Here is a 25300-nt window from a genome sequence, read left to right as displayed (position 1 = left end):
CCCGCGAGGCACAAAGAAACGCGTATGTCCGACCCTAAATCCGCTGACCGCAGCCGCTCGAAGCTGGTGCTCGACGGCGTCCCCTCCAAGCGCTGGTGGAAGTTCCTCCTGAAGACCGCGGGATGGCTTTCGCTGACCGGGGCCACGGCCGCCGTGATTGCCGTGACGGCCGTGTACTACGTGTACGCGGATGGACTGCCCGCCATCCCCAAGGTGGACGAGTACTGGCCGCCCATCGTCACCGAGGTCTACACGGATGACGCGGTGCTGGCCGGCGAGTTCTACGAAGAGCGCCGCAAGGTGGTGCCCTACGAGCGGATTCCGAAGCGCCTGGTGCAGGCCTTCATCGCGTCGGAGGACTCCAGCTTCTTCGACCACTTCGGCGTGGACGTGCTGGGCACCGCGCGCGCCGGCTTCAAGACGGTGAGCTCCAAGCTGGGCCTGCGCTCGGGCGGCATCCAGGGCGGCTCCACGCTGACGCAGCAGACCGCGAAGGCGGTGCTCATCTCCGCGGAGGGCTACAAGTCCGCCACCGCCAAGACGCTCACCCGCAAGATTCGCGAGGCCATCCTCGCCCGGCGCCTGGAGGAGTCGCTGACGAAGGAGGAGATTCTCTACCTCTACCTCAACAACGTCTTCCTCGGGCACCACAGCTACGGCGTGCAGAGCGCGGCGGAGAACTACTACCGCAAGGACGTGCGCGACCTGACGCTGGGCGAGATGACGCTCATCGCGGGCCTTCCGCAGGCGCCCAGCCGCTACTCGCCCTTCCTGCGCCCGGAGGCGGCCCGCAAGCGCCGCTCCTACGTGCTGCGCCGCATGCTGGTGGAGGGCATGATTTCGCAGGAGGAGCACGACGCCGCCAACGCCGAAGAGGTGAAGGTGTACCCGGTGGAGGACGTGTTCCACGAGTTCGCGCCGTACTTCGTGGAGCAGGTGCGCAAGGACGTGGTGGACCGGTACGGAAACCCCGTGCTGCTCAAGGCCGGCCTCAAGGTCTTCACCACCATGGACAGCGAGCGTCAGCGCGCCGCGCAGGACGCGGTGCTCCACGGCCTGCTGTCGGTGGACAAGCGCCAGGGCTGGCGCGGTCCGGTGGAGCAGCTCGCGTCGAAGGAGGCCATCCGCGCCTTCATCGACCGCTCGAAGAAGCTCATGGGCGCGAAGGAGCTGGTGGAGAACCGGCTCTACGTCGCCGTCGTCACGTCCATTGACGGGGACGGCAAGGGCGCGGACGTACAGGTGGGCGGGCACACCGGCCGGCTGCCGCTCCTGGGCATGCGCTGGGCGCGCAAGGTGAACCCGGAGGGCTACTACCCGGCGATGATGATTACCTCGGTGAAGAAGGCCATCTCCGAGGGCGACGTCATCGTGGTGCGCCACGTCACGAAGAAGGACCTGACGGACGACAAGGAGCAGTGGGACAAGAAGCTCGCGGACGAAATCCCCAGCGAGGGCGTGAAGCTCTTCCGCCTGGAGCAGACGCCCGAAGCACAGAGCGCGCTCGTCTCCATCGACCCCCACCGCCAGTACCTCACCGCGATGGTGGGCGGCTACGACTTCGACGACAACGAGTTCAACCGCGCCTTCCAGGCGTGCCGTCAGCCGGGCAGCTCCTTCAAGCCCTTCGTGTACTCGGCGGCGCTGGAGCAGCTGAACTGGACGCAGGCCACCGTCCTGGTGGACTCGCCGATTGTGGAGCACGACCCGGACACCAAGGTGTCGTGGAAGCCGGCCAACTACAGCGACAAGTTCGAAGGCGAGGTGCTGCTGCGCACGGCGCTGGTCAACTCACTGAACGTGCCCGCGGTGAAGACGTTCGGCGCGGTGGGCGTGAAGAACATGGCCGCGTGGAGCACGAAGCTCGGCATCACCACGCCCATGAACATGGACTTCTCCGCGGCGCTCGGCTCCTCGTGCGTGTATCCGGTGGACCTGGCCAACGCCTACGCCACCTTCAACCGCTACGGCCGCAAGAAGCCCACGTTCTTCATCCGCAAGATTGAGGACCGCTGGGGCCGCACGCTGGAAGACCACACGGCCTTCGACGACGCGTGGGCGCCCCTGCAGGACCGCGTGGCCGCCGGCTACGCGCGCCTCTTCGAGCCGGGCGAGCAGGTGATGAGCCCGGAGGCTGGCTTCATCCTCACGCACCTGCTGCGTGGCGTGGTGCTCCAGGGCACCGGTGGCCCGGCGCAGCGCCTGGGCAAGCCGGCGGCGGGAAAGACGGGCACCACCAACGACTCCTTTGACGCGTGGTTCGCCGGCTACTCCCGCGACCTGGTGACGGTGGCGTGGGTGGGCTACGACTTGAACCCGCATCCGCTGGGCCGCTACGAGACGGGCGGCCGCGCCGCGCTCCCCATCTGGCTCAACTACATGAAGAGCGCGCTGGAGGGCCGGCCGCAGTCCGAGTTCTACCCGTGGCAGTCCATGGACCTGGTGCGGCTCCACATCGACAAGAAGACGGGGAAGATTGCCCCCGCGGGCTCCAGGGATTCGGAGCTGATGTTCTTCAAGAAGGGCACCGAGCCGAAGGACGCGGTGCCCGACAAGAACACGGTCGACGTGGATCAGTTCATGATGGGCGCGCAGTAGCCCGGAAGGCGCGGGCGGGCGCCAGGTGCCGCTCCAGCGCCTGGCGCAGGGCGGCGGTGTCCGGCCCCGCCTCCAGCACCGAGCGCGTGGCGGTGGGGATGACCTGCGCCTCGCGCCCGGCGAACAGGCGCTTCAAGTCGTCGAAACCGGCGCCCTGCGCGCCGATGCCGGGCGTGAGCAGCAACGCGCCGCCGAGCCGCTCGATGACGCCGCGGTCCGTGTCGGGGAGGGTGGCGCCCATGACGGCGCCCGCCACCGGCGCCGCGTCCTGGCCGGGCTTCTCGTTGAAGGCGCGCAGGCCGTCCGCCAGGGCCTCCGCCACGGTGCGGCCGTCGTCGCCGCGTGACATCTGGAGTGACGTGCCCTCCGGGTTGGAGGAGCGCACCACCAGGAAGGCGGCGGCGCCGGACGCGCGCGCCCGCTCCAGCGTCTTCAGCAGCGCGCCCAGGCCCAGGTAGGCGGTGAAGGTGGCCGCGTCCGCTTCGTAGGCGCTGCCCTCGCCGAAGACAGTCTCGGCGTAGGCCTCCATGGTGGAGCCGATGTCCCCGCGCTTCACGTCCAGCAGCGTGAGGGTGCCCACGGACTTGAAGCGCCGCATCAGCTCCTGGAGGACCTGGAGGCCCGCGGGGCCGTGGCGCTCGAAGAAGGCGCTTTGCGGCTTCACCACCGCGACGGAGTTCCCCGCCGCGTCGGCCACGCGCTCGCAGAAGTCGCGCAGTCCCTGTGCGTTGTCGGGCAGGCCCCAACGCGTCAGCAAGTCTCTCGACGGGTCGATGCCAAGGCAGAACGGCGAGCGCTGCTCGGCCAGCTGACTGAAACGGTGGGCGAAGGGCTGTGGCGTCGTCACCGGGCGTCTCCGGGAAAGGGGAAGGGGAACGTCAGCGCAGCCGCCGCGCGGCAGCGTCGAAGAGGGGGTTGGGCAGCACCTTCGCCAGGCGCGTGGGCACCGCGAGCTGCCAGGGGAAGGACACCTCCGCGTCGCCCCGGACGATGCCATTGCCCATCAGCTCCACCGCGTCATGCGTCTCCATGAGGAAGGGCATGGGGAAGTTGTTGGTGGCCGTCAGCTCGCTCTTCACGAAGCCGGGATAGATGCAGGTGACGCGCACGCCGGTGCCGCGCAGGTCCACGCGCAAGCTCTCCATGAAGGTGGACAGGAAGGCCTTGGACGCGGAGTAGGCCGCGTGGCCGGCCAGCCCTCGGAAGCCCGCGAGGCTGGAGACCCCCACCAGGTGCCCGCGCTTGCGCTCCACCATTTGGGGCAGCACGGCGCTCAGCGTGGCCGCGGCGCCGGTGACGTTGGTGTCGATGATGCCGCGCACGCGCTCCCATGGGAGGCGCTTCGCATTCGTGGTTCCGCCCACGCCCGCGTTGGCCACCACCAGGTCCAGCCCGCCCGCTTCCGCATCCAACGCGCGGATGCGCTCCAGGGTGGCGTCCGCCTTCGTGACGTCCAACTCCACGGGCTCCACGGTGACGCCGGCCGCCTGGGCCTCGTCCCGCAGGGCGTGCAGCTGCGGCAGGCGGCGTCCGGCGGCGAACACGCGGACGCCCCGCTTGGCGAGCCACAGCGCCAGCCCGCGTCCCAGGCCGCTGGATGCACCCGTCACCAACGCCGTCCGGTAGTTCATCTCCGCCATGCAGTCCTCCCGTGTGCTGCCGGGCTTCTGGCACGCCGTCCTGCCAACGTCTACACGCGAGGCCAGTAATGCCGCATCGCCTCGCGGCTCATCCGCAGCGCGTCCTTCGCGTCCGCGTGAGTGTCACCCGTGGGGAAGCTGTCCTTGCGCCCGGCGAGCACCTCCACGCAGGCATGCACGGATTGGGACAGGCCCTCCAGCGAGTAGCCGCCCTCCAGCAGCAGCACCAGCCGGCCCTGGCACACGCTGTCGGCCAGGGACTTCATCGCCGAGCACATGGCCGCGAAGCCGCGCTCGCTGACGTCCATGCCGCCAATCGGGTCGTGCTGGTGCGAGTCGAAGCCCGCGGAGACGAGGATGAGCTGGGGCCGGTACGCCTCCGCCACGGGCAGCAGCAGCTCCTCGAAAATCATCCCGTAGTCCGCGTCCGAGTTGCCGCCCGGCAGGCCCACGTTGACGGTGTAGCCCTCGCCCGCGCCAACGCCCACCTCCGGCGCGGCGCCGGTGCCCGGGAAGTAGGGGAACTGGTGCACCGACTGGTACATGACGTCCCGGCGAGACCAGAACGCCGCTTGCGTGCCGTTGCCGTGGTGCACGTCCCAGTCGAGCACCAGCACGCGCTCGGCGCCCAGCTTCCGGCCAGCCTCCGCGGCGATGGCCGCGTTGTTGTACAGGCAGAAGCCCATGGCCTTGTCGGGCTCGGCATGGTGCCCGGGCGGACGCACCAGCGCGAAGGCGTTGCGGGCCTCGCCCTTCATCACCGCCTCCACCGCCTGCACGGAGGCGCCCGCGGCCAGCCGCGCCGCGTCCACGCTGTCGGGGGACACCTGGGTGTCCGGGTCGATTTGCGCGCGGTGCCCGTTGATGCGCTGGAGGTACGCCAGCAGCTCCGGCGTGTGGACCGACGCCAGCTCCGCCTCCGTGGCGGAGCGCGGGGCGGTCATCACCGTGCCCTTCACCGGCGTGCTGGCCAGCACCCCGAGGATGCGGCGCAGCCGGGAGGGCGACTCGGGGTGGCCCTGCCCGGGGTCGTGCTGGAAGAAGAGCGGGTCCGTCAGTAGCAGGGTGGAGGACATCGGAAAGACCTTACGCATCCGCCAGGCGGGAAGTCAGCGCCCCCGGAGGACAGGCCGCGTTGGCGCCCTGTTCTTGCCCTGCCGGTGTTTCCCTCCCTACAGTGCCTCGTCTTGGCTCTCCGGTTCAAGAAACCCGGCCTGCGCAGCCTGCTGCTGGGCTCCTTCGCGCTCGTCCTCGCCCTCATCCTGGGGACGCTCTTCTTCGTCGTCCCTTCGCGCGTGGAAGCCCACTTGGAGCAGCGCCTGCAGAAGCGGGGCGAGGCCCGTGCCAGCCAGGCCGTCAGCATGCTCACGGCCCAACCCGCCGCGGCCCTGCCCGACAGCCTGGAGCGGCTGCGCACGGGCGACGACGACTTCAAGGTGCTGGCCGTCCTCTCCAGCGAGGGACAGGTGCTGGCCACCCACCCGGCCGAGCCGCCCGCGTGGTTCCATGCGGAGCTGAAGGCCCGGCAGGGCCAGCCGCTGGATGGCTTCCGCTTCGCCAACGGCGACCGTTCCGTGGCGCGCTCGGTGACGCTGTCGGGCGGCGTGGTGGGGCAGGCGCTGCTGGTGCTCGACAACTCCGGGCTGGACGCGGTCGTCACCGAACTCCAGCGCGTCGTGATGCTCGCATTCGGCATCGGCCTGACGCTGTTCCTGCTGGTGGCCTTCTTCATCTCCCGCGCCTTCATCCTGGTGCCGCTGGACGCGATGATGGGCATGGCGCGGCGGCTGGCGGAGGCGGACCTCACCGGCCGCGTGGACGTGGGGACGCGGGACGAGCTGGGCCAGCTCGCCGAGGCGCTCAACCGCATCGCCCAGAGCTGGCGCGACACGCTGGGCCGGGTGCGCGGCGTGTCGGACGTGGTGGCGGGCGTGGTGGAGCAGATTCACCGCACCGGCACCACGGTGTCGTCCGGCGCGGGCACGGTGCAGGCGCGCGTGGAGGAGACGTCCTCCTCCATGGTGGAGATGATGGCCTCGCTGCGTGGCATCGCGGAGAACGTGGAGGTCCTCTACCAGAGCGCCGAGGAGAGCAGCTCCTCCATCATGGAGATGGCCGCTACCAACGACGAGGTGGCGGAGAACGTCCAGGCCATGGCCGCCAGCGTGGAGGAGACCACCAGCGCCATCGAGGAGATGACGTTCTCCATCAAGGAGGTGGCCACCAACATCCAGGAGCTGTCCGCCTCCACGGAGGAGACGTCCTCGGCCATCAGCCAGATGGACGCCGCCATCGGTCAGGTGGAGGCCAACGCGAAGGAGACAGCCCGGCTGTCCGAGCAGGTCTTCGACGACGCGCAGACGGGCGTGGAGTCGCTGCGCAAGACGCTCAGTGGCATCGACCGCATCAAGGAGACCAGCCGCAGCGCGGCCCACGTCATCGAGAGCCTGGGCCGGCGCATCTCCGAGATTGGCAACATCCTCAACGTCATCGACGACGTGGCGGAGCAGACGAACCTGCTGGCGCTCAACGCGGCCATCATCGCCGCGCAGGCGGGTGAGCACGGCAAGGGCTTCGCGGTGGTGGCGGAGGAAATCAAGGACCTGGCCGAGCGCACCGGCGCGTCCACGAAGGAGATTGCCGAGCTCATCCGCAGCATCCAGGAGGAGAGCCGCAACGCCGTGGTGGTGATGAACCAGGGCGTGCGCAGCGTGGAGGAGGGCGTGCAACTGGGCCGGGAGGCGGAAGGGGCGCTGCGGAAAATCAACGACAGCACCCAGAAGTCCACGCAGATGGTGAAGGCCATTGCCCGGGCCACCGTGGAGCAGGCGCGCGGCAGCAAGCAGGTGACGGCCTCCATCCACCGCATCAGCGAGACGGTGCAGCAGATTTCCAAGGCCTCCAACGAGCAGGCCCGCGGCGGCGAGCAGATCATGAAGAGCGCGGAGAAGATGAAGGCGCTCACCGCCCACGTGCAGCGCAGCAGCCAGGAGCAGGCGCACGGCAGCAAGCAGATCACCCGCTCCATCGAGAGCATCAACGAGATGGTCACCCACCTGAACCGCGCCCAGAAGGAGCAGACGAAGGGCAGCGAGCAGGTGCTCAAGGCGGTGGAGACCATCAAGGGGGTGTCCGAGCACCAGACACGCTCCGTGAAGCAGCTGGAGGAGGCCATCGACAACCTCCAGCGTCAGGCGGAAATCCTCCGTGCGGAGGTTCGCCGCTTCCGGGTGTAGACACGTCTTCATGCCGAATCAACGACAGGTCTCCGAGCGCGCTGTGGTGGCGCTCATCGGCGCGGTCCAGTTCGTCAACATCCTGGACTTCGTGATGGTGATGCCGCTGGGCCCGGACTTCGCGCAGGGGCTGGGCATCGCGTCGTCGCACATCGGCATCATTGGCGGCGCGTACACGGCTGCCGCCAGCGTGGCGGGGCTGGCCGGTGGCTACTTCCTGGACCGCTTCGACCGCCGCAAGGCGCTGGCGGTGTCCATGCTGGGCCTGGTGGTGGCCACCGCGGCGGGTGGCTTCGCCACGGGGATGTCCACGCTGCTGCTGGCGCGCGTGGTGGCGGGCATCTTCGGCGGGCCGGCCACGTCGCTGTCGCTGTCCATCATCGCGGACCTGGTCCCAGTGGAGCGGCGCGGACGCGCGCTGGGCGCGGTGATGGGCGCCTTCTCCGTGGCCTCGGTGGCGGGCGTGCCCATGGCGCTGAAGCTGGCCGAGTTCGGAGGCTGGCGCGTGCCCTTCTTCGCGGTGGCCGCCATGGGCCTGCTGGTGGTGATGGGCGCCATCTTCTACCTGCCACCCGTGCGCGGCCATCTGGACGCGGGGCCCCGCCAACAGGCCGGCGTGCTCGAGCTGCTGGGCCACCGGGACATCCAATTGTCGTACGTGATGACGGCGTTGGTGATGATGGCGGGCTTCGTCCTCATCCCCAACCTGTCCGCCTATCTGCAGCAGAACGTGGGCTACCCGCGGGAGCTGCTCTGGCTGCCGTACTTCATTGGCGGCATCGCCAGCTTCGCGACGCTCCGGGTGGCGGGGCCCATGGTGGACCGGTACGGCTCCTTCGCGGTGGGCACGGTGGGCTCCATGCTGGTGCTGCTGTCCACGTATGTGGGCTTCGTCCACCTGCCGCGCTGGATGCCCGTGCCCGTCATCTTCACGCTCTTCATGGTGGCCATGGGGACGCGCAACGTCGCGTACAACACGCTGACGTCACGGGTGCCGGACAACCCGGTGCGTGCGCGCTTCATGTCCCTTCAGTCCGCCGTCCAGCACATGGCCGCCGCCGTGGGGGCCTTCCTCAGCGCCCGGCTGCTGACGGACCTGCCAGACGGGACCCTGGGCGGCATCCCCCGGATGGCCGGAGTGTCCATGGTCCTGACGCTGTTGCTGCCCGCCTTGCTGTGGGTGGTGGAGCGGCGGGTGCACAGCAGGGAGCAGGCACGGGCGCTGGCGGTGGCTCCCTCGCAAGGAATGGCGGTTCCGCTCTCGCCCGGGGCGGATTCTCACGCGTAGTATGAAAGGGCGCCTTCGGGTTGCCTGCCGCCCATTCCGGGTGGCGGGCGGATGCTTTGGCGAGACGAACGGTTGCGCCTGTCTCCCTGGGGCGCGATAAACCGGGCTGCTCCGGGGAGCGCGTCAGGAAAAATGTTCAACATCGGCGCAGGCGAAATGGTGTTCATCCTGGTGGCCGCGCTGCTCATTCTCGGGCCGCAGCGGTTGCCCGAGCTCGCGCGCGGCATCGGCAAGTTCCTGCGCGAATTCCGCCGCCAGACGGATGAGGTCCGCAACGTCGTGGAGCGTGAGTTCTACGCCATGGACCAGGAAATCGGAGAGCCTCCCACCGCGCCCGTGAGGCCCGGGACGCGCTTCGCGCCCCAGCCGCCGCAGGCCGTGGGTGGGCCCGAGGCCACCCTGCCTCCCGCCACGGACGGCGCGCCGCCTCCGGCCGATGCGGCATCCCCTCAGCCCTCGTCGCCCACGCAGGTGCTGGAAATGGACGCGCAGGGGCCTCGTGACGTGTCCGCCGCGGACGTGCATGCCGGGGAGACGCCCGCGCAGGACGCCGTGGCCGCGGAGCCGGGCGCGGAGCCCACCGCCGAGGCGTCTCCCGAGCCGACTGCTTCCTCCGCCACCTCGCCCACGCTGTCTCCCATCCCGGGGACGGTGGCGCGCAACGCCCCGAAACGGAGCTGAGCCCTGAGCCCCCCGCCCATCAACCCCGGTGCCGACTCCGAGCTGCGCATGAGTCTGGCGGACCACCTGACGGAGCTCCGCTCGCGCCTCATGCGGTGCACCATCGCGGTGCTCGTCCTGGGGACGATTTCGCTCGTCTTCGCCAAGCCGATTTTCGGCCTGCTGATGCAGCCGGTGCTGGATGCGCTGCCGCCCGAGAATCGCTCGCTCATCTACACGTCCGGCATCGAAGAGCTGAACGTCCTGATGAAGGTGGGCGTGTACTGCGGCATCTTCCTCACCACGCCCGTCATCCTGATGCAGATCTGGGGCTTCGTCTCGCCCGGCCTGTATCCGGAGGAGCGCCGCTTCGCCGCGCCCTTCGTGGCGTTCGGCTCCATCGCCTTCCTCCTCGGCGCCGCCTTCTGCTACTTCGCGGTGCTGCCCTCCATGTTCACCTTCCTCCTCAACGAGGAGGAGACGCTCGCGCTGGAGCAGCGCCTGGACACGGCCCGGCTGCGCGCGGACGACGCCTTGCGCTTCCTGCGCCTGGGTGAAGCGGAGGAAGCGGGGCGCATCGCGAAGGAGACGAGCACCCAACTGCGCGCGGAGGGCGAGGGGCAGGCGCCCGCGCCGGAGGTCGCGCCCGCCGCCAGCGTGGAGATGACGGGGCGGCTGGATGGCCTGGGGCGGCTCTTGGACGCGGCGTCGGTGGGCTATGGCGCGCAGTCCCGCGGCGTGCTTCGGCAGGCGGTGGAGAAGCGCGTGGAGGCCGTGACGGCCTACGAGAAGAAGGACTTCGCGGCGGCGGCGGCGGCCATGGACGGCTCGGCGAGCCTGCTGGCGGGCATCGCCCCCACGCGCACCGAGGAACTGGCGGGGCTGTGGCGGCTGGAGAAGGAGCTGGCCACGGCGCACGCGGCACATGAGGCGGCGCGCTGGACGCGGCCCATGTTGTCCATGCACGAGCAGCTCTCGCTGGTGCTGCTGCTCATCCTCGCCTTCGGCATCATCTTCGAGCTGCCGCTCGTCATGGCCCTGCTGGGCGTGGTGGGCGTGGTGAAGTCGTCCTGGCTCTTCAGGTATCAGCGCCACGCCTTCGTGGTGTGCCTCATCGCGGCGGCCATCATCACCCCCACGGGAGACGTGGTGAACCTGTCGCTGATGGCCGGCCCCATGCTGCTCTGCTACGAGCTGGGCGTGCTGCTGGTGTGGATGGTGGAGCGGCGTCGCGCGCGGAACTCGGCGGAAACGGGCATCACCCCGGCGTCGTAGTCGAGGAGCCTCCATGAAGCAGTCCCGCAGGCACTTCCGGGCCAATCTGCGCTACCTGCGGGCGCTGGTGCGGCGCTTTCGCACCACGCTGATGCTGTCCGCCGTGCTGTTCCTGGGAGCGCCGCTGCTCTTCCACTGGCGCTTCCGGGGACCGGGCGGCGATCGCATCGACTTCGGCGAGGCGCTGCACCACACCTACTTCCTGCTCTATGGCCAGCCGTCGCTGCCCTATGTGGACGACTGGCTGGTGGAGATGCTCAACCTGGTGATTCCGCCATCAGGCATTGCGCTGGTCGCGGATGGTGTGGTGCGCTTCGCGTACCTCTTCTTCGCCCGGCACAAGAACGACAAGGAGTGGATCGAAGTGGTCTCCGAGACGATGAAGGGCCACGTCGTGGTGTGTGGAGCGGGGCGGGTGGGCTACCGCGTGGTGACGCAGCTGCGGGAGATGGGCAAGGACGTGGTGGTGGTGGAGAAGCGCGAGGACGCGGCCTTCGTGTCCGCGCTGCGCGACGAGCTGGTGCCGCTGCTCATCGACGACACGCGCAGCCCGCTGTGCCTGCCTCGCACCAACGTGAAGGACGCGTCCGCTATCGTCTGCGCGACGGACGACGACCTGGCGAACCTCAACATCGCCCTGGACGCGCGCAAGCTCAACCCGGACATTCGCGTGGTCATCCGCCTCTTCGATGACGACTTGAGCGGCAAGGTGCGCGAGACGTTCAAGGCGGAAGCGCTCTCCAGCTCGTCGCTGGCGGCCCCGGCCATGGCGCTGGCGGCCATGGACCCGCGCATCGTCCACTCGTTCCACCTGGCGAAGCACCTGATGGTCGTCTCCCTGTTCGAGGCGCGCCTGGGCCTGCCGGGTCTCACCATCTCCGAGGTGCGGGACCGGTTCGGCTGCCTGGCGCTGTCGCTGCAACGCAGTGGCGAGGAGCGGCTCCACCCGCAGGGGGACGAGGTCATCCGGCCTGGAGACGTGCTGTCGCTCCAGGCGTCCTATCCGGAGTACCGGCGGCTGCGCGCCTTCACTCACGAGGCCGAGCCGCCCCTGTGGTCCCACCACGAGCCGGTGGCCGTGGTCACGCCTTCGTCCCGCAAGGTGAGCTGAGGGCGGGGCGCGCTTCCGGCCAGCGCGGGAAGGCGTGCACCGGACTCCTGGCGGTAGGCAGGGCGAGCGCCCGCGCGAGCAGGACGGCCATGGCGTCCCACTCCAGCAGGAAGCCGTCGTGCCCGTGCTGACTGGACAGCGTGGCGTGCTCGGCGTGGAGGCCGTGCTCGCGCAGCCGCCGCGCCAGCGTCGCCATGTGGCTGGGGAAGAAGAGCTGGTCGGTGTCGATGCCCACGCACAGCGCGCTCGCGCGGATGCGGGCCAGGCCGCCTCCCGGGAAGCGTGACAAGTCGTGGTGGTCCATGGCGCCCAGCTGCGCCAGGTAAGCGCGCGCGTCGAAGCGGCTCTCCAGCTTCTGGCCCTGGTACTCCAGGTAGCTGTGCATGGGGTGCAGCGCGCGTGAGGACCACTCGTCGGGGCGGCCCTGGTGCGCGTCCAGGCCGGGCTCCGCGCGGTAGGTGAGCATCGCGAGCTGCCGGGCCAGTTCCAGGCCCCGGCGGGGGGACTCGGGGAAGCCCGGGTCCATCAGCAGGGCCTGCCTCGCCACGTGGTTGAGGCCCACCACCCACGCGGTGGCGGACTCCGTGGTGGCGATGGGGAAGAGCCGCGCGAAGCGCTCTGGCGCCAGCGCCGCGAGGCAGAGCACCACCATGCCGCCCAGCGAGCCGCCAGTGACGAGCTCCACTTCGTCCAGTCCCAGCGCGTCCATGGCCAGCAGGATGCTCCGGGCCTGGTCCCACGGCGTGACGGTGGCGGGCAGGCGCTGTTCGTCCTGGCGCAGGTCGCCCTTGGGCAGTGGCAACGGCGGACCGAAGCGCGCGTCGTCCGTCCGCAGCGGGAAGCCCTCGTCGGCGGGGCCGGTGGTGCCGTAGCAGGAGCCCAGGTTGTTGAAGCACAGGAGCCGCACGCGGGACGGGTCCAGCGCGCGCCGCGGGCCGATGAGCGGCTCCCACCAGCCGCCCTTGCCGCCCGCGCGCATGTCGCCGGTGAGCGCGTGGACCAGCAGCACCGTGGGGACGGACGTGGGGGCCCGGGCCGGGCCTCGGTGACGGGCTTCCGCCGCGAGCGCCTGCTGTTCGGCCACGGTGCGGCGGACGACGCGCAGCGCGCTCGCCTGGGCTTCGTCCTCGGAGAGAACGCGTGCGCGCGACTCGAGCCAGGGGACGTCCTCCGAGGGGCCCCACCACCAGCCGCGGACGAGGTGGTTCGTGATGCGGGCGCCCGCCTCCAGCGTCAGGTCGGGCAGGGAGGCGTCGAAGAGGCGTGGAGCGGGGAGGTGGGTGATGGGCACGGAGATTCTCCGGGAGTGATGCGGGAACGGCCCTCCTGGACGCGGAGGGCTGGGAGAAGACGGCGTGCCGTCAGGGGCAGTCGCGCACCGGGAACAGGCCGCGCGGCAAGTTGAAATGCAGAGGACGTTTGTTCGGCGTGCTCATGGAGCGCGGCGCCTCGGTGGGAAAGTGCGAGGGCAGCGCGCGTCCAGAAACGACGGAGCCCACCAACCCTCGCGGGTGGATGGGCTCGGTGGCTCACCAGGGTCGGACGGACATCAGCCGAACCTGGAGGGCGAGAGCCCACCCGGCATCGACATTCGACACATGGCGCTTAGCGACGTCATTGGCGGTAACGGATAAGCGCTCGCCTCTCAGGAGTCAAGTCAACCCATCGCCGTGCACTGGGCCGCGACGACCTGCGGCGCGTCGTCCACGACCTGCCACACGCGCGTGTAGCGGAAGTTTCCTTCGAAGTGGGCTCCCTGGAACTCACCGGATAGCGCGGCATGAACGACGACCACGGCGCCCGCGGAAAGGTAGCGGAAGTGTGTGTCGGTGAAGTCCACCCGTGTGAGGCGCAGGGCTCCCGAGCGATGCGATTCCAGGTCGGCTTCCTTGTCGAGGACGCGGCCGGTGTGGCTGACGAAGATGAGGTCGTCGGAGAGGAGGGCGTCGAGCGCGGTGACATCGCTCGAGAGCATGGCCTGTCTGAGCGCCTCCTCCGCGGCCAGGAAGTCTTCCTCTGGAAGCATGGCGCTCCTTGCCTGAGGCGATGTGCGGGGTGGGCCTTCCCGTTGTTGCACAATGACACCTCATGTCAACGCACGCCCGGCGCGCAAGGACAGCGCAAGAACCGGGTTGCTCCACCATGTGTTGGCGGACATACGTTTTCGCGAAGCGCATCCCAGGAGCATCGGCATGGCATCCAGCGACTACGCCCGCATCGAACAAGCCATCCTCTATCTCGACGCACATGCCCGCGAGCAGCCGTCCCTGGACGACGTGGCCGCGCACGTGGGGCTGAGCACCTTCCACTTCCAGCGGCTCTTCTCGCGCTGGGCGGGCATCAGCCCCAAGCGCTTCGTCCAGGTGCACACACTGAGTTCGGCCCGGCGCCTGCTCGACGAGCGTCGCAGCGTGCTGGAGACGTCGCTGGAGGTGGGCTTGTCGGGCAGCGGCCGGCTGCACGAACTCTTCGTGACGCTGACGTCGATGACGCCAGGGGAATACAAGCTGGGCGGCGAAGGGCTCACCGTGCGCCATGGCGTCCACCTGTCTCCGTTCGGCGCGTGTCTGCTCGCGGTCTGCGAGCGTGGCATCTGTGGCCTGCACTTCCTCACGGGCGAATCCGAGGAGGAGGCGCTCGCCTCGCTGCGCAAGCAGTGGCCGCGCGCCACATTCGTGGCGTCCGCCGAGGACACGGCCCCATGGATGGAGCGCATCTTCCAGGCGGAGCACGGCGGCTCGGAGTCGAGCCCCTTGGCGGTGCTGGTACGGGGAACGCCCTTCCAGGTGCAGGTGTGGCAGGCGCTGCTGCGTGTGCCGTCGGGCGAGGTGACGACGTACGAGGACCTCGCGCGCGCCATTGGCAAGCCCAAGGCGATGCGCGCGGTGGGTTCGGCGGTAGGCGAGAATCCCGTGGGGCTCTTGATTCCCTGCCACCGCGTGCTGCGCAAGACGGGCGTCTTCGGGGAGTACCGCTGGGGCGCCTCACGCAAGCGGGCGATGCTGGCGTGGGAGGACTTGCGGTACGACGGTGCGCCGCTCAGCGGTATGTGAGCAGCGCGCGCTGGGCGCCCTCGAAGTGGCTGTGCTCGTTGAGCGTGGACAGGTAACGGCCGCGCTCGCTGTAGATGACCTTGGTGAGGCCGCAGTTCGCCAGCGTCAGGTTGAGTCGGAAGGCGTGCTCGTCGGGGATGCGGAGCAGCTCCTGGCAGATGGCGGTGATGGTGCCCCCGGAGGTGAAGACGAGCGCGTTCTTCGACGCGCCCATCTCCTGGATGAGGGCATCCATCGCGCGGAGGCACCGCTTGCCGAAGGCGGACCAGGGCTCGGTGTACTCGGCGTCGTGCTGGCCGGCCACCCAGCGGGCCACGGCGTCGGTGAAGAGCGCCTGGTAGGCGCGCCAGGGCGACTCCGTTTGAGACAGCTCCGCTCGCAGCACGTCCGGGTCCGCGTAGCGCGGCGTGTGCCGGGCGACGATTTCCTCGTGGTCGAACTCGTTGAAGCCCGCAGTCTGCACGGCCACGGTGCCGCAGCCGAGCGCGGCGAGACACGCCTCCGCCGTCTGCTGGTGCCGCGCCATGGTGCCGGTGACGACGGCGTCCACGCGGGGCAGCCGCTCGCGAAGGGCCTCACCAAGCACCCGGGCCTGCACGAGGCCCGTCTCCGAGAGCTGGTCGTAGTTCGCCGCGCCGAACGAGGCCTGGCCGTGCCGGACGAGGTACACCACGCCCATCAGCGCGCCCCCTTGCGGATGAGCCGGTGGCAGCGCCAGCCCAGGTAATTGACCAGCACCCAGAAGTTCCTGAACGCGGGGTTGCGCGTCTGCTTGTGGTGGTACCGGTAGTAGATCTGCTGGGCGATGACGGCGAGCCGGAAGAGGCCGAACACCTCGTAGAAGGTCCAGTTGGCGGGCTTCAGCTTCGTCTGGTCCAGGTAGTACTCCACCACCTCTTCGCGCCGGAGCATGCCGGGCAGGTGCGTGGGCTGGCGCCGCGTGGAGCGTAGGAGGAAGTCGTCATCGGCATGGACCCAGTAGGCCAGCGCGCTGCCCAGGTCCATCAGCGGGTCACCCAGGGTGGCCATCTCCCAGTCGAGCACGCCGATGATGCGCGTGGGCTCCTCCGGGGCGAGCACCACGTTGTCGAAGCGCCAGTCGTTGTGGATGACGCAGGTGGCGATGTCCGCGGGTGTGTTCGCCTTGAGCCAGTCACGCACGTAGCGGAAGCTGGCGACGTTCCACGTCTGTGCCTTCTCGTAGCGCGCCGACCAGCCCTCCACCTGCCGCGTGGGATAACCCGGCCCCTTGCCCAGTGACGTCAGGCCCACCGCCGCCGGGTCCACGGCGTGCAGCTCCACGAGCTTGGAGATGACGTTGAGGCACAGCTCGCGCGTCTGCTTCGCGTCCAGCGCCAGCCCTCGGGGCAGGTGCTTGCGCGGGATGAGCCCCTCGATGCGCTCCATGACGTAGAAGTCGGAGCCCAGCACGGCCGGGTCCTGGCACAGGCCCACCATGGTGGGGACGACGGGATAGGCCGGCTTCAGCGCCCGCTGCACCGTGAACTCACGGGCCATGTCGTGCGCGGACTTCGCCTTTGTCCCCGCGGGAGGCCGGCGCAGGATGAGGTCCCGGTTGGCGTACTTCAGCCGGTACGTCCAGTTGGAGGCGCCGCCCGCGTACTGCGTGACTTCCGGCGAGCCCTCCAGCGTGGGCACCTGGGCCTTGAGCCAGGCATCCACGGCGGGGAGGTTCAGCTCTTCGCCCGGGCGCACTGTGCCAGCGGGGTCGATGGTCGCGGTCGGTGGCATGCGTGATGGCCCCTTGTTCAGCCGGCCTTTGGATGAGCGCCAGGGCGCATGCCCCGCGTGTTCCGGCGCATGACCCACGCGTAGAGTTCGCGTGGCAGCAGGCGCTTCATCCGCCAAGCCCTGCGGCCGTCCGCGTGGGGCAGGATGTAGAAACCGCGCTCGGCCACCGCGTCGAAGACGTCGTTGGCGATGTCATCCGCGGTGATGGCGGAGCGCTCCAGCAGCCGCGCCATGGTGGCCCCCAGCCGAGGGTCCGTGGTGCGCAGCGAATCACCCAGGTTCGTCTTGAAGAAGGACGGACACACGACGCTGACGCCGATGCCGTGCTCCGCCAGTTCGTTGTGCAGCGTCTCGGACAGCGACACCACGGCGGCCTTGGTCGCGTTGTAGCTGCTCATCAGCGGCACATCGAGCAGGCCCGCCATGGACGCGACGTTGACGATGTGGCCGTGGCCCTGCTGCTTGAAGGCAGGCGTGAACACCTTGCACCCGCGCACGACGCCCAGCAGGTTGATGTCGATGATCCACTGCCAGTCGTCAATCGACACGTCCTCGATGGCGCCGGCCTGCGCGACACCGGCGTTGTTGATGACCACGTCCACGCCGCCCCACTGGTCCGTGAGCCAGTCCAGGGCCTCGCGCAGGTCTTCCTCGCGCCGCACGTCACAGCGCAGGTAATGGGCCTGGGGCGCCAGGGCGGAGAGTTCCTTCAAGGCCTCTTCGCCTCGTGCGTCGTTGACGTCGCCGATGCAGACCTTCCAGCCAGCGCGAGCGAAGCGCACGGCGATGGCCTTGCCAAGTCCGCTGGCACCACCGGTAATGAAGATGCGTTGAGTTGCCATGGCCGTCAGCTCCGGGAGAAGCCCCGCTTCGACAGCTCGATGCGGGCGATGAGACCCTTGTGCACTTCGTCCGGGCCATCCGCGAGGCGCAGGCTGCGCGCCTGGGCGAAGAAGCCCGCCAGCGGCGTATCTTGGGATACGCCCGCGCCGCCGTGAAGCTGGATGGCGTCATCCACCACCTTCTGGAGGACACTTGGCGCGACGACCTTGATGGCGGAAATCTCGGTCATGGCTCCAAGTGCTCCCACCTGGTCCATCTTCCAGGCCGCGTAGAGCGTCAAGAGCCGCGCCTGGTCGATGGCGATGCGCGCCTCCGCCACCTTCTCGCGGTTGCCACCCAGGTTGAGGAGCGGTTTTCCGAAGGCCGTGCGCTTCATGCCCCGGTCAATCATCAGCTCCAAGGAGCGCTCCGCCGCGCCGATGCAGCGCATGCAGTGGTGGATGCGCCCCGGCCCGAGCCGGCCCTGGGCAATCTCGAAGCCCATCCCCGCTCCGGCGATGATGTTGTCGCGTGGCACCCGCACGTCTTGGAAGTGGACTTCGCCGTGGCCGTGGGGCGCGTCATAGTCGCCGTACACGGGAAGCATGCGGCGGATGCTCACGCCCGGCGCGTCCAGCGGCACCAGCACCATGGAGTGCTGGTGGTGGCGGTCCCCACCGGTGTCGGGCGTGCGGGCCATGAAGATGACCACCTGCGCGTTGGGGTGCCCCAGGCCGCTGGACCACCACTTGGTGCCATTGAGGACCACCTCGTCGCCGTCGACGATGGCGGTGGCCGCCATATTGGTGGCATCCGACGAGGCCACGTCCGGCTCCGTCATGCAGAACACCGAGCGGATGTCCCCGGCCAGCAGCGGCTTCAGCCAGCGATCCTGCTGCGTCTCGGAGCCGTACTTCCAGAGCACCTCCATGTTGCCGGTGTCCGGGGCGCTGCAGTTGAAGACCTCGGGGGCGATGAAGCTGCGGCCCGTCTCCTCGGCGATGGGGGCGTATTCGAGCGTGCTGAGCCCTGCGCCGAGCTTCTCGTCGGGGAGGAACAGGTTCCACAGGCCCTGGGCCTTCGCCTTGGCCTTGAGCTCCTCCATGACGGGGGGCACACGCCACGTCTTCCAGTCGCCGCCCTGGGCCGTGGCTCGCAGCTCCTCGTGGTAGCGGTTTTCCGCAGGGAGGATGTGCTCGCTCATGAAGCGCTTCACGCGCTCCAGGTAGTCCTTGGCTCGCTCACTGGGCTCGAAGTCCATGGCCTTCATCCTGCGCATGGGGCCTTGATGCATCCAGTGAATGTTGGTCATGTGTAACCATGAACCCTGTTCAGGATTCGGCACGGCTCGCCCGGCTGGACCTCAACCTCTTCCGCGTGTTCGACGTGGTGCTCCGGGAGCGGAACCTGACGCGCGCGGCGGAGGTCCTGTTCCTCAGCCAGTCAGCCGTGAGCCATGCGCTGGCCCGCCTGCGTGAGCAGCTGGGAGCGCCGCTGTTCGTCCGGGAGGGGCGCGGTGTGGCGCCCACGGCGTTCGCGGAGCGCCTGGCGCCGGAGATTCGGGAGGCGCTGGCGCTGTTCGAACAGGCGGTTCATCGCGGACGCGGCTTCGACCCTCGCCGGGACGTAAGCCAGTTCACGGTGGCGATGAACGACGTGCTGGAGCCGTCGATTCTCCCGCTGCTCGTGGCTCGGTTACGGGCACACGCGCCGGAGGTCCGCATCTCCAGTGTCCGGCTCGACCGGGCGCGGCTGGAGCGGGACCTCGCGTCGGGGCGGCTCGACCTCTCCATCGACGTGGAGCAGCAGACCGGCGCGGAGCTGAAGCGCGCGGCCCTGTTGCAAGACACCTTCTGCGTGGTGAGCCAACGCAGGCGCAAGCTGGACGTGGCGAAGTACATGGCGGCCCGGCACGTCACCGTGTCCTCGCGCCGCACCGGGCTGGCCGTGGAGGACCTGGTGCTCAGCCGCCTGGGCTACCAGCGTGACGTCGTCGTCCGCTGCCAGCACTACGAGGCCGCGTTCAAACTCGTCGCGGACTCCGACTTGCTGCTGACGATGCCGAGGCGGCGCGCGGCGGAGTTGCACGCGCTGCTGGGCAACCACCTCCTGCCGATGCCGCTGTCACTGCCCCCACTGGAGCTTCATGTCTACTGGCACCGACAGACGGACGCGGACCCGCGCAACCGCTGGTTGCGAGGCGAGTTGCTCGCGCTGACGGGGTAGGGGCCCGGCCCGGAATGGGACCATGCGCTCGCTGTTCGGAAATGTCGGGGGTTTTGCGCGGGCAAATGTCCCGACATTTCCGAACAGCAAGGTGCAGGAGTCGCCCCGGGAGGCTCCGGGCCCTGCCGCTCAGCCTTGGATATCGAAGCGAAGCGACGTCCGCGCCCCGGGCTGCACGTGAGGCAGCCCTTCGCCCGTGGCCAGCGCACCCTTCGCGGCCGTCCACGGCTCCACGCAGACGAAGTCCTTCCCGCGCAGTGTCCACACGACGAGGACGCGGTACTCCGGGCTCCACGACAGGCGGATGGGCTTGAGCCCGGGGCCCCGCTCTAGCGTCGTGCCCGGCTTCGAGTGGTCCTTCAAGTGAAGGTCCACTTCCTCCTCGGTGAGGTTCAGCCCGGTGACGGCCACGTCCTGCTTGCGCCAGTTGTCCCACGCGCGCGTGGCGTCCGTGTCCACGCCCGCTTGGGCCTTCGCCGCGTCCGGCACGCGGAAGTACGGATGGAAGCCCAGGTGCAGCGGCATGGGCCGCGTGTCCTGGTTCTCGAACTCGCTCTCCAGCGTGAGCCGTTGGCCGGCCAGCGAGAAGGTGAGCCGTGCGTCGAACCGCCACGGGAAGTGGCGCAGCGTCTCCTCGTTGGAAGACAGCTCCACCACCAGCTGTGACGCGTCCGCCTGCCGCACCTTCCACGGCAGCTTCCGCGCGAAGCCGTGCTGCTGCAGCGTGTATTGATGACGGTCCACGGAGTAGGTGTCCCCCGGCAGCGGCCCGGCGTTGGGGAACAGCACGGGGATGCCCCCGCGCACGTTCTTCGCCGGGTCCGCGACGGTGGCCTCGTCGAGGTACAGCCACTCGTCGCCGTCTACGTACATCCGGCTGACGAGGGCCCCGCGTGAAGGAATGACCTCCACGCGGCACCCGCCGTCCACCAGCGCGTACGTGTCCAGTCCTGCGATGCCGGGGAACGGACCGTTCATACGTGCCTCAGATGGCGCCTTCGTTCGGGTCGTTGTCCATGAAGGGGTAGGGCACCTTCACGGGCGGGACGAAGGTCTCCTTGATGGTGCGGGGGCTGGTCCACCGCACCAGGTTGAGCGCCGAGCCCGCCTTGTCGTTGGTGCCGGACGCGCGTCCACCGCCGAAGGGCTGCTGGCCCACGACAGCGCCGGTGGGCTTGTCGTTGATGTAGAAGTTGCCCGCCGCGTGGCGCAGCTCGCGCAGCGCCGTGTCGATGGCCTTCCGGTCGCGCGCGAACACCGCGCCGGTGAGGGCGTAGGACGCGGCCTGGTCGACCTCACGCAGCGTCTCCTCGTACTTCGCATCCGGGTAGACGTGCAGGCCCACCAGCGGCGCGAAGATCTCCTCGCGGAGGATTCGGTGGGTGGGGCTGTCGAGCTGCACCAGCGTGGGCTTCACGAACCAGCCCTGCTTCCGGTCCACGTCACCACCGGCCACGATGCTGGCCCCGCTGTCGCTCTTGGCCAGGTCGATGTACGAGGAGACCTTCTTGAAGGACTTCTCGTCGATGACGGCGCCCATGAAGTTGCGGAAGTCCGACACGTCGCCCATGCGAACCTCGCTGATGAGCGCCTGGAGGCGCGGCTTCAGCTTGGGCCACAGGGATTCGGGGATGAAGACGCGGCTGGCCGCGGAGCACTTCTGGCCCTGGTACTCGAAGCCGCCGCGGACGATGGCCACCGCGAGCGCCTCCAGGTCGTCCGCCGCGGACGGGTGGGCGACGATGAAGTCCTTGCCGCCCGTCTCGCCGACGATGCGGGGGTACTGCTTGTAGCGGGAGATGTTCTCTCCCACCGTGCGCCACATGGCGTTGAACGTCGGCGTGGAGCCGGTGAAGTGGATGCCGCCCAGGTGCGGGCTGGCCAGCACCGGGTTGCCCACCGTGGGGCCGTCACCCGGGAGCATGTTGATGACGCCGTCGGGCAGGCCCGCCTCGCGTAGCAGCTCCATGATGTACCAGGCGCTCAGGGCCGCGGTGGACGACGGCTTGAAGAGCACCACGTTGCCCATGATGGCCGGCGCGGTGGCCAGGTTGAGGGCAATGGCCGTGAAGTTGAACGGTGCCACCGCGAAGACGAAGCCGTCCAGCGGACGGTAGTCCGTCATGTTCCACGTCTGGTGCGCGGCCTCCGGCTGCCAGCCGAGAATCTGCTCGGCGAAGTGGACGTTGTAGCGCAGGAAGTCCACGGCCTCGCACGTCGCGTCAATCTCCGCCTGGTGGGCCGTCTTGGACTGCCCCAGCATGGTGGCGGCGTTGAGGATGGGGCGGTAGCGCGAGGCCAGCAGCTCCGCGGCGCGCAGGAAGATGGCGGCGCGCGACTGGAAGGGCATGCGAGCCCAGTCGTCCTTGACGGCCAGGGCGGCCTGGATGGCCTGCTCCGCGTGGCTGGCATCCGCCTCGTGCAGCGTGGCCAGCACGTGCGAGTGGTTGTGCGGCATGCGCACGGTGTCCGTCTTGCCGGTGCGGATGTGCTTGCCGCCGATGATGACGGGGATGTCGATCTGCTCACCGGCCATGCGCTTCAGCTCGGCCTGCACCTCCCGGCGCTCGGTCGTGCCGGGCGCATAGGAGAGGACAGGCTCGTTCTTCGGCGGCGGGACGCGGGTATTGGCGTTGATCACGCGGATTCACCTCGGGCGGAAACGAAGGGCGCGCAGCATAGCCAAGCAGCCCAGTGGGGGAAGCGTTGAAGGTGGCGTAATCTCCAATGAACCTTTGAGGTTTTGGACAATTCCCTGTCATTCCGGGGCGTCTTGGCTCACTGACGCGGTGCGCGGGTACGATGAGGCCCATGCGCGTCCCCTCGAGCCCCGCCGAGCTGCCTTCCGCCTCTGCTCTCGCCGCGCTGGAAACTCGAATCCGAAAGGACCTGGAGCAGTTGGAGTACCCACGCAGACCGTGGGTGCTGCCGCGCCGCACGCGGGACGGACGGGCCGTGTTGGACGTGCTCGTCATCGGTGGTGGGCAGAGCGGGCTCACCGCCGCCTTCGGGCTGATGCGTGAGCGCGTCACGAACCTGCTCGTGGTGGATGACTGCGAGCAGGGCCTCGCCGGACCGTGGAAGACCTTCGCCCGCATGCACACGCTGCGGACACCCAAGCACCTGACGGGCCCGGACCACAACCTGCCCAACCTCTGCTTCCAGTCCTGGTACGAGGCGCAGCACGGCGAAGGTTCGTGGGAGGCGATGGTCCGAATCCCCAAGGAGCTGTGGGCGGACTACCTCGACTGGTATCGCCGCACGCTCGCCATCCCCGTGCGGTGTGGCACGCGCGCGGGGGCCATCGCCTGGGGCGCGGAGGAGGGCTGCTTCTCCGTTCCACTCGTCGACACGCGCAAGGGCACCACGGACATGGCGCATGCGCGCAAGGTGGTGCTGGCCATGGGCATTGACGGCTCCGGTTGCTGGGAGGTGCCGTCCGTGGTGGCCGGGCTGCGGCGCGAGCTGTACGCCCACACGCGCGACGCCATCGACTTCGAGGCCCTGCGTGGCAAGCGCGTGGGGGTGCTCGGCGCCGGGGCCTCCGCGTTCGACAATGCCTCCGTTGCGCTGGAGCACGGCGCGGCCGAGGTCCACCTCTTCTACCGGCGCAAGACGCTGCCCAACGTGAATCCCTACCGCTGGGCGGAGTTCGTGGGCTTTCTCAAGCACCACGCGGACCTGCCGGACGCGGACCGCTGGCGTTTCATCCACCGCATCATCGAGATGGGGCAGTTGCCACCGTCGGACACTTTCAGCCGGGCGCGTGCCTTTCCCCAGTTCCACCTGCACGGCGGCAGTCCCTGGCTCGGCGCGGAAGAGGTGGGCGGACAGGCGCGCGTCACCACGCCTCATGGGCAGTTCGTGTTCGACAAGCTCATCATCGGCAGCGGCACGGTGACGGACCTGTCGCTGCGTCCGGAACTGGCGGGCCTCCACGGCGACATCGCCCTGTGGAAGGACCGGTACACGCCGCCCGAGGGGCAGTCGCACGCGGACCTGCTGCGGCACCCGTACCTGGGCGCGCACTTCGAGCTTCAGGAGAAGCAACCGGGGCAGGCGCCATGGCTCCAGGGCATCTTCAACTTCACCTTTGGCTGCCTGCTCTCGCTGGGCTTCGGGGGCGCGAGCATCTCCGGCATGAAGTACGGCCTGCCCCGGCTCGTGTCCGGGGTGACGCGGCAGCTCTACGTGGATGACCGGGACGCGTTCTTCGAGTCCCTTGCGGGTTACGACGAGAAGGAATTCGAGCCATGAGTGGAGAGCAGTTCGTGGTGCGCGGCCGGCGCGTGGTCACGGGCGAAGGCGTGCGCGAGGCGGCGGTCGTGGTGCGTGGCGGCAAGGTGGCCGCGGTGGTGTCTCACGCGGAGACTCCCTCCGGACTGCCAGTGGTGGACGTGGGCGACAAGGTGGTGATGCCAGGTGTGGTGGACAGCCACGCGCACATCAACGAGCCCGGCCGCACGGAATGGGAGGGCTTCGAGACGGCCACACGCGCGGCGGCGGCGGGAGGCATCACCACGGTGGTGGACATGCCGCTCAACTCGCTGCCACCCACCACCACGCTGGCGGCGCTGAAGCTGAAGGCCGAGGCGGCCCAGGGCCGTTGTCAGGTGGACCACGCCTTCTGGGGCGGCGTCATCCCGGGCAACGCGGGGGAGTTGGAGGCGCTCATCGACGCGGGCATCTCCGGCTTCAAGTGCTTCCTGTGCCCCTCCGGTGTGGACGAGTTCCCGCATGCGACGCGCGAGGTGCTGGATGTGGCGATGCCCATCCTCGCGCGCCGGGGTGTCCCGCTCATCGTCCACGCGGAGCTGGAGTCCCCGGTGGAGGGGCTGGTCGCCGGTGGGGACGCGCGCACGTATCGCGGCTACCTGGAGTCCCGTCCGAAGCGCTGGGAGAACGAGGCCATCCGGATGATGGTGGGGCTGGCGCGCGCGCACCGCTGCCGCGTGCACATCGTCCACCTGTCCTCCGCGGAGGCGCTGCCCGTGCTGCGCGAGGCCCGGCGCGAGGGCCTGGATGTGTCGGTGGAGACGTGCCCGCACTACCTGAGCTTCACGGCGGAGGAGATTGAGGACGGCGCTACTCACTTCAAGTGCGCGCCACCCATCCGCGAGGCGGAGAACCGCGAGCGGCTGTGGGCCGGGCTGGCGCAGGGGGACATCGAGCTGGTGGTGTCGGACCACTCGCCGTGCACGCCCGCGCTGAAGCACCTGGATCGCGGCGACTTCGGCGCGGCCTGGGGCGGCATCGCGTCGTTGCAGCTCAGCCTGCCGGCGGTGTGGACGGAGGCGAAGCGGCGCAGCCTGGGGCTGGAGTCGCTGGTGCGCTGGATGTGCGAAGCTCCCGCGCGGCTGGTGGGCCTCGCGGGTATCAAGGGGACGCTGGCGCCCGGCGCGGACGCGGACCTGGTGGTGTTCGACCCGGACGCTTCATTCGCCGTGGAGCCACAGCGCCTGCTACACCGTCATCCGATAACACCGTACGCGGGCCGGACGTTGACGGGCGTGGTGGAGATGACGTTCCTGCGAGGGACGAAGGTTTTCGAGCGCGGCCAGCCGATGCCGCGCCCGTCGGGACTCTGGGTGCGCCGCCCCGTGGGGACGCGCGCCGCTGCTTGAAGCACTTGGGAGACA

21 protein-coding genes are annotated in these 25300 nt (G+C 69.2%); 10 read left to right on the top strand and 11 right to left on the bottom strand.

The features are described from left to right. Window positions 1-24 precede the first annotated feature (24 nt). Complete coding sequence (locus tag BHS09_RS30335) at window positions 25-2598, top strand: penicillin-binding protein 1A (protein ID WP_140794906.1); 2574 nt, start codon at window positions 25-27, stop codon at window positions 2596-2598. Here the strand turns inward: BHS09_RS30335 and pyrF are convergent. From pyrF to BHS09_RS30320, 3 genes are read right to left on the bottom strand one after another with little or no spacing between them, the layout of a single operon-like run. After that, entirely contained in the window at window positions 2579-3445 is an 867-nt protein-coding gene (gene pyrF, locus BHS09_RS30330; protein ID WP_140799757.1) for an orotidine-5'-phosphate decarboxylase, read from the bottom strand. The genes BHS09_RS30335 and pyrF overlap by 20 nt on opposite strands. Before the next feature lie 31 nt (window positions 3446-3476). Further along, the gene (locus BHS09_RS30325) at window positions 3477-4238 is read right to left on the bottom strand and encodes an SDR family oxidoreductase (protein WP_140794904.1); all 762 of its coding nucleotides are present in this window, start codon (window positions 4236-4238) and stop codon (window positions 3477-3479) included. A gap of 50 nt (window positions 4239-4288) precedes the next feature. After that, window positions 4289-5314 carry a histone deacetylase family protein gene (locus tag BHS09_RS30320; RefSeq protein WP_237077575.1) on the bottom strand — a complete coding sequence of 342 codons (1026 nt, stop codon included), beginning with the start codon at window positions 5312-5314 and terminating at the stop codon, window positions 4289-4291. A gap of 111 nt (window positions 5315-5425) precedes the next feature. Between BHS09_RS30320 and BHS09_RS30315 the strand changes: the two genes are divergently transcribed. The 5 genes from BHS09_RS30315 to BHS09_RS30295 all read left to right on the top strand — a co-directional run bounded on the left by BHS09_RS30315 (window position 5426) and on the right by BHS09_RS30295 (window position 11808). Further along, complete coding sequence (locus BHS09_RS30315) at window positions 5426-7474, top strand: methyl-accepting chemotaxis protein (RefSeq protein ID WP_140794902.1); 2049 nt, start codon at window positions 5426-5428, stop codon at window positions 7472-7474. A gap of 10 nt (window positions 7475-7484) precedes the next feature. Then, entirely contained in the window at window positions 7485-8762 is a 1278-nt protein-coding gene (locus BHS09_RS30310) for an MFS transporter (protein WP_140794901.1), read from the top strand. A gap of 132 nt (window positions 8763-8894) precedes the next feature. Next, window positions 8895-9443, top strand: coding sequence for a Sec-independent protein translocase subunit TatA/TatB (locus tag BHS09_RS30305; protein ID WP_140794900.1), 549 nt, complete (start codon window positions 8895-8897; stop codon window positions 9441-9443). A 48-nt stretch (window positions 9444-9491) separates the two neighbouring features. Then, on the top strand, window positions 9492-10697 hold the full coding sequence (gene tatC / locus BHS09_RS30300; RefSeq protein ID WP_140794899.1) for a twin-arginine translocase subunit TatC: 1206 nt from the start codon (window positions 9492-9494) through the stop codon (window positions 10695-10697). A gap of 13 nt (window positions 10698-10710) precedes the next feature. After that, window positions 10711-11808: a potassium channel family protein gene (locus BHS09_RS30295; RefSeq protein ID WP_140794898.1), complete on the top strand. Its 1098-nt coding sequence runs from the start codon at window positions 10711-10713 to the stop codon at window positions 11806-11808. On the opposite strand, the gene BHS09_RS30290 is transcribed toward BHS09_RS30295, so the two are convergent. Both BHS09_RS30290 and BHS09_RS30285 read right to left on the bottom strand, forming a co-directional pair. Next, window positions 11780-13099 (bottom strand): alpha/beta fold hydrolase, encoded by a 1320-nt coding sequence (locus BHS09_RS30290; RefSeq protein ID WP_140799756.1) that lies wholly within the window; start codon window positions 13097-13099, stop codon window positions 11780-11782. The genes BHS09_RS30295 and BHS09_RS30290 overlap by 29 nt on opposite strands. Window positions 13100-13465: 366 nt before the next feature. Beyond that, complete coding sequence (locus BHS09_RS30285) at window positions 13466-13834, bottom strand: nuclear transport factor 2 family protein (protein WP_237077572.1); 369 nt, start codon at window positions 13832-13834, stop codon at window positions 13466-13468. Window positions 13835-14000: 166 nt separating this feature from the next. Between BHS09_RS30285 and BHS09_RS30280 the strand changes: the two genes are divergently transcribed. After that, a complete protein-coding gene (locus tag BHS09_RS30280; protein WP_174258936.1) occupies window positions 14001-14861 on the top strand; it encodes a methylated-DNA--[protein]-cysteine S-methyltransferase in 861 nt (286 codons plus the stop codon). Here the strand turns inward: BHS09_RS30280 and BHS09_RS30275 are convergent. Genes BHS09_RS30275 through BHS09_RS30260 form a run of 4 tightly spaced genes read right to left on the bottom strand, consistent with a single transcriptional unit; the run spans window position 14848 to window position 18696 of the window. Continuing rightward, window positions 14848-15540 (bottom strand): histidine phosphatase family protein, encoded by a 693-nt coding sequence (locus tag BHS09_RS30275; protein WP_140799754.1) that lies wholly within the window; start codon window positions 15538-15540, stop codon window positions 14848-14850. The two genes, BHS09_RS30280 and BHS09_RS30275, sit on opposite strands and share 14 nt — an antisense overlap. Next, window positions 15540-16613, bottom strand: a complete 1074-nt coding sequence (locus BHS09_RS30270; protein WP_140799753.1) for a phosphotransferase family protein — start codon at window positions 16611-16613, stop codon at window positions 15540-15542. Before BHS09_RS30270 ends, BHS09_RS30275 begins: the two co-directional genes overlap by 1 nt. A gap of 17 nt (window positions 16614-16630) precedes the next feature. Beyond that, entirely contained in the window at window positions 16631-17455 is an 825-nt protein-coding gene (locus BHS09_RS30265) for an SDR family oxidoreductase (RefSeq protein ID WP_140794892.1), read from the bottom strand. A gap of 5 nt (window positions 17456-17460) precedes the next feature. Then, a complete protein-coding gene (locus BHS09_RS30260) occupies window positions 17461-18696 on the bottom strand; it encodes an acyl-CoA dehydrogenase family protein (protein ID WP_140800794.1) in 1236 nt (411 codons plus the stop codon). A 59-nt stretch (window positions 18697-18755) separates the two neighbouring features. Here BHS09_RS30260 and BHS09_RS30255 point away from each other — a divergent pair, with 59 nt between their 5' ends. Continuing rightward, on the top strand, window positions 18756-19661 hold the full coding sequence (locus BHS09_RS30255) for a LysR family transcriptional regulator (protein WP_140794891.1): 906 nt from the start codon (window positions 18756-18758) through the stop codon (window positions 19659-19661). Window positions 19662-19790: 129 nt separating this feature from the next. Here the strand turns inward: BHS09_RS30255 and BHS09_RS30250 are convergent, their stop codons facing one another. Together BHS09_RS30250 and pruA are read right to left on the bottom strand one after the other, a co-directional pair. After that, window positions 19791-20639, bottom strand: coding sequence for an aldose epimerase family protein (locus BHS09_RS30250; protein ID WP_140799752.1), 849 nt, complete (start codon window positions 20637-20639; stop codon window positions 19791-19793). A gap of 7 nt (window positions 20640-20646) precedes the next feature. Then, on the bottom strand, window positions 20647-22302 hold the full coding sequence (gene pruA / locus BHS09_RS30245) for an L-glutamate gamma-semialdehyde dehydrogenase (RefSeq protein ID WP_140794889.1): 1656 nt from the start codon (window positions 22300-22302) through the stop codon (window positions 20647-20649). Between the two features lie 170 nt (window positions 22303-22472). Between pruA and BHS09_RS30240 the strand changes: the two genes are divergently transcribed. Further along, window positions 22473-23918, top strand: a complete 1446-nt coding sequence (locus BHS09_RS30240) for a SidA/IucD/PvdA family monooxygenase (protein ID WP_140799751.1) — start codon at window positions 22473-22475, stop codon at window positions 23916-23918. Next, complete coding sequence (allB, locus tag BHS09_RS30235) at window positions 23915-25285, top strand: allantoinase AllB (protein WP_140799750.1); 1371 nt, start codon at window positions 23915-23917, stop codon at window positions 25283-25285. The genes BHS09_RS30240 and allB overlap by 4 nt, the downstream gene beginning before the upstream one ends. Window positions 25286-25300 lie beyond the last annotated feature (15 nt).

Source organism: Myxococcus xanthus, from assembly GCF_006402735.1.
Lineage (GTDB): Bacteria > Myxococcota > Myxococcia > Myxococcales > Myxococcaceae > Myxococcus > Myxococcus xanthus_A.
This window is presented reverse-complemented; position numbering and strand designations above follow the sequence as displayed.

Coding starts and splice junctions, on each gene's coding strand:
- BHS09_RS30260 (WP_140800794.1), bottom strand. CDS start 18,696: ATGGACTTCGAGCCCAGTGAGCGAGCCAAGGACTACCTGGAGCGCGTG.
- BHS09_RS30310 (WP_140794901.1), top strand. CDS start 7,485: ATGCCGAATCAACGACAGGTCTCCGAGCGCGCTGTGGTGGCGCTCATC.
- BHS09_RS30270 (WP_140799753.1), bottom strand. CDS start 16,613: ATGCCACCGACCGCGACCATCGACCCCGCTGGCACAGTGCGCCCGGGC.
- BHS09_RS30240 (WP_140799751.1), top strand. CDS start 22,473: ATGCGCGTCCCCTCGAGCCCCGCCGAGCTGCCTTCCGCCTCTGCTCTC.
- BHS09_RS30335 (WP_140794906.1), top strand. CDS start 25: ATGTCCGACCCTAAATCCGCTGACCGCAGCCGCTCGAAGCTGGTGCTC.
- BHS09_RS30285 (WP_237077572.1), bottom strand. CDS start 13,834: ATGCTTCCAGAGGAAGACTTCCTGGCCGCGGAGGAGGCGCTCAGACAG.
- BHS09_RS30255 (WP_140794891.1), top strand. CDS start 18,756: ATGAACCCTGTTCAGGATTCGGCACGGCTCGCCCGGCTGGACCTCAAC.
- BHS09_RS30280 (WP_174258936.1), top strand. CDS start 14,001: ATGGCATCCAGCGACTACGCCCGCATCGAACAAGCCATCCTCTATCTC.
- BHS09_RS30295 (WP_140794898.1), top strand. CDS start 10,711: ATGAAGCAGTCCCGCAGGCACTTCCGGGCCAATCTGCGCTACCTGCGG.
- BHS09_RS30320 (WP_237077575.1), bottom strand. CDS start 5,314: ATGTCCTCCACCCTGCTACTGACGGACCCGCTCTTCTTCCAGCACGAC.
- BHS09_RS30325 (WP_140794904.1), bottom strand. CDS start 4,238: ATGGCGGAGATGAACTACCGGACGGCGTTGGTGACGGGTGCATCCAGC.
- BHS09_RS30265 (WP_140794892.1), bottom strand. CDS start 17,455: ATGGCAACTCAACGCATCTTCATTACCGGTGGTGCCAGCGGACTTGGC.
- BHS09_RS30305 (WP_140794900.1), top strand. CDS start 8,895: ATGTTCAACATCGGCGCAGGCGAAATGGTGTTCATCCTGGTGGCCGCG.
- BHS09_RS30275 (WP_140799754.1), bottom strand. CDS start 15,540: ATGGGCGTGGTGTACCTCGTCCGGCACGGCCAGGCCTCGTTCGGCGCG.
- BHS09_RS30250 (WP_140799752.1), bottom strand. CDS start 20,639: ATGAACGGTCCGTTCCCCGGCATCGCAGGACTGGACACGTACGCGCTG.
- allB (WP_140799750.1), top strand. CDS start 23,915: ATGAGTGGAGAGCAGTTCGTGGTGCGCGGCCGGCGCGTGGTCACGGGC.
- tatC (WP_140794899.1), top strand. CDS start 9,492: ATGAGTCTGGCGGACCACCTGACGGAGCTCCGCTCGCGCCTCATGCGG.